This window comes from Verrucomicrobiia bacterium, from assembly GCA_035460805.1.
In the GTDB taxonomy this organism is placed as follows: Bacteria; Patescibacteriota; UBA1384; order CAILIB01; family CAILIB01; genus DATHWI01.
The window spans coordinates 1-2,519 of the sequence record DATHWI010000003.1; the positions used below are offsets into that span (position 1 = coordinate 1).

General features: G+C 50.5%; 3 protein-coding genes. 1 reads left to right on the top strand and 2 read right to left on the bottom strand.

Annotation, left to right across the window (positions count from 1 at the left end; translation table 11 throughout):
• Both VLA04_00040 and VLA04_00045 read right to left on the bottom strand, forming a co-directional pair.
• Positions 1 to 1,212, bottom strand: a 1,212-nt coding sequence (locus VLA04_00040; GenBank protein ID HSI20104.1) for an ABC transporter ATP-binding protein/permease, incomplete at its 3' end; no start/stop codon positions are given.
• A gap of 111 nt (positions 1,213 to 1,323) precedes the next feature.
• Positions 1,324 to 1,914 carry a hypothetical protein gene (locus VLA04_00045; GenBank protein ID HSI20105.1) on the bottom strand — a complete coding sequence of 197 codons (591 nt, stop codon included), beginning with the start codon at positions 1,912 to 1,914 and terminating at the stop codon, positions 1,324 to 1,326.
• Positions 1,915 to 2,124: 210 nt separating this feature from the next.
• On the opposite strand from VLA04_00045, the gene VLA04_00050 reads away from it, so the two are divergent.
• On the top strand, positions 2,125 to 2,519 hold a 395-nt coding region (locus VLA04_00050), incomplete at its 3' end, for a hypothetical protein (GenBank protein ID HSI20106.1).

Consider the following 2,519-nt stretch of genomic DNA (forward strand, 5'->3'; position numbering starts at 1 on the left):
CACACCATCTACGGTAATTTGCCCAGCAGTCGGTTCAAAGAAACGGAAAAGCAGCTTGACGATAGTAGACTTGCCGGCACCGGACGGCCCAACAAAGGCAACGCGTTTGCCAGGCTTAATATCCAAATGGACATCCTTCAAAATAGTACGGCCGTTTCCGTATGAAAAACTCACATTTTCGAATACGACTTCGCCTTTGGGCTTTGGAATAGCTACAGGGTTAACAGGCTCCTGGATAGTGACCTTTTCTTGGAGAATCTTAGAAATGCCTTGCAGGTCGGTCAGGTTGTCCTTGAGCTGGCGGTAGATAAAGCCAAGTGTGCTGATAGGCGCTGTCAGGCGGACGATGTAGGTACTCAGTAACACGAGGTCACCTACTGTAAGAATGCCAAAGCTGGCCTGGTTCACTGCCAGGTACAGTGTGCCACCCATACCCGCTACCAGAATAAGTGCTTGGCCACCGGCAACGAGGGCAAAAACGCGGTTAGAGGTAACCCCGGCGCTGTACCAGGTCCCAATGAGTGGTTGGTACTGCTTTTTGAGCCACGGCTCGTTATTGAAATATTTAACAGTGTCGATGTTCCCAATGCTGTCTATTTCGTGGGAAGAAACATCGTCTTCTGCTTGGTTGGCGGCGATGCGCCACTTTTGGCGCTTCTCGGTTGCCCAGACGGTGAACGCGGTGTACACGACTACTGTTCCAAAGGTAATAAGGGCGTAGACCGGGGAGTACAGGTTGAGGAGCAGGGTTGTAACAATGATGAGCTCCACAAAAGTAGGGAGCAGGGAAAGCACCATGATGTCCATGAGGAAGGCAAAGGCGCGGCCACCACGCGTCAAGCGTTTACTGAGTGCCCCAATCTTCTGCTCGTGATGGTAGGCGACAGGCAGGTCTAAGAGGTGCTTGTAGAGCGTCTCTGACATGCGGCGGGAAATGCCCTGTTCGGCGGGGGTAAAGAAATAGTCGCGGAGAAAATCGAAAATTATTTGTCCCAGACTCAGGAGGAAGTACATTCCAAGGAAGCCAACGATGGCGGAGAAAGGACTCTTTGCTGCCAAGCCATCGATTACCTTTTTCAGCCAAATTGGCTCAAAGCTGGCAAATGTCCTTCCGGCAATAAGAAGGACCAGGCTCAAGATTATGAGCGGAAGGTAGGGCTTGGCGAAGCGCGTTAAGTAAAGTGCGGAGGTATTTTTGGTTTTTTCAGGCATGAGTAGCAATTAATAACTGATTTACTGTGCTGGGTTTTGAACGGAGAGTCAAGCTGGTGTGGTGAATAAAAAAGCCGTTCGAGTAATCGAACGGCCGTGGTTCCAGCCTACCTAGCTCTGGGGCTCGTTCCTGAAAAGGAAGCCTCCCGTGATTCGCATAACAGCCCGGTGCTCCTCAGTAAGCTTTACGCCCTCGGTATCGGTGAGGAACTTGGCGTGAGTGTACATGGCCCAGAGGAGGCATTCGGGGTCGTTTGGATTGGAGAGGTTTGCTTTCTCAAGGAGGAATTTACGTTTTTCCACATCTTTCTTTTCCTCCTCAATCAACCGGGCAGCTTTTGCGAGGCGCTGTGCCTCTACTTCCTGCCCCCTCTTAAGCGCCTCCAGGCGCTTAACCTCTGCACCTTCTGCTTCTTCCAAGCGTTTGGTTTCTGCCTCGATGTACTCGGTGAGCAAGACAACTTCGAGTTCAAAGAATACTCGTGCGCTCCTAGCCCTTCTATGCCAATCCTCCAGGCGAACCTGCTCTTCTTCGGGCAGGGTTTTGTAGCCTGCAAGTTGTAGGCAGATAGAGGCTACATACTCCCGGGTCACTAGCCTAAGGGAATATGCCTCTTCAAGTGATGTCGGTATCTCCCGCTCAATACCCTCAAGGGGTTGGCGTCGTTCAATTGCTTCGCGAACTTTTGCTAAAAAACTCAAGTGTAGTCTCCTTGGACGGGCATTTAGGCGGCCAAGCCTCATTGCCCTATCGAACAGAAGGACACTAGCATTTCCCAGAGTACTTATCAATGCATTTAGCTTGGCTTTTTTTAATCTTGCCCTTCTCCTATAGATTGACGAACTTAGATCCATATGATAGAAGAGGGAGTCCTGTTGCGGGGTTTTCTGGCAACAAAGATGGTGAGAACTTTGGCACGACACAACACAGTACTCTTATATTCTTTTGTTCCTCACTTTATTCAAGGTGAGACACCTTCGGGTGAGTACCTTGTCCGACATGAGGATGGCCACTTGGAAATGATCTTCTGGATTCACTACAAGGGCCACAGAGATCCAATCATCATCGGTATGACGGAGGAAACGTTTGAGCGCGGAAGGTTGTCTGAATCAGACTTCGTTGCCTGCGCACGGGGCTTGCGTCAGCAAATGCGCAGGCAGGAAGATGTACATGGTTACAACCTGCCTCGTTATCAGGAAGTTCTGATTCGTCCTATACGGGCGAAGCTTAACCAGGCATGGGGACTAGGCCGGGCGTACATCATCCTTCGAGTGCCCCTCATTAACCCAGACAGTAACAAGGAGTG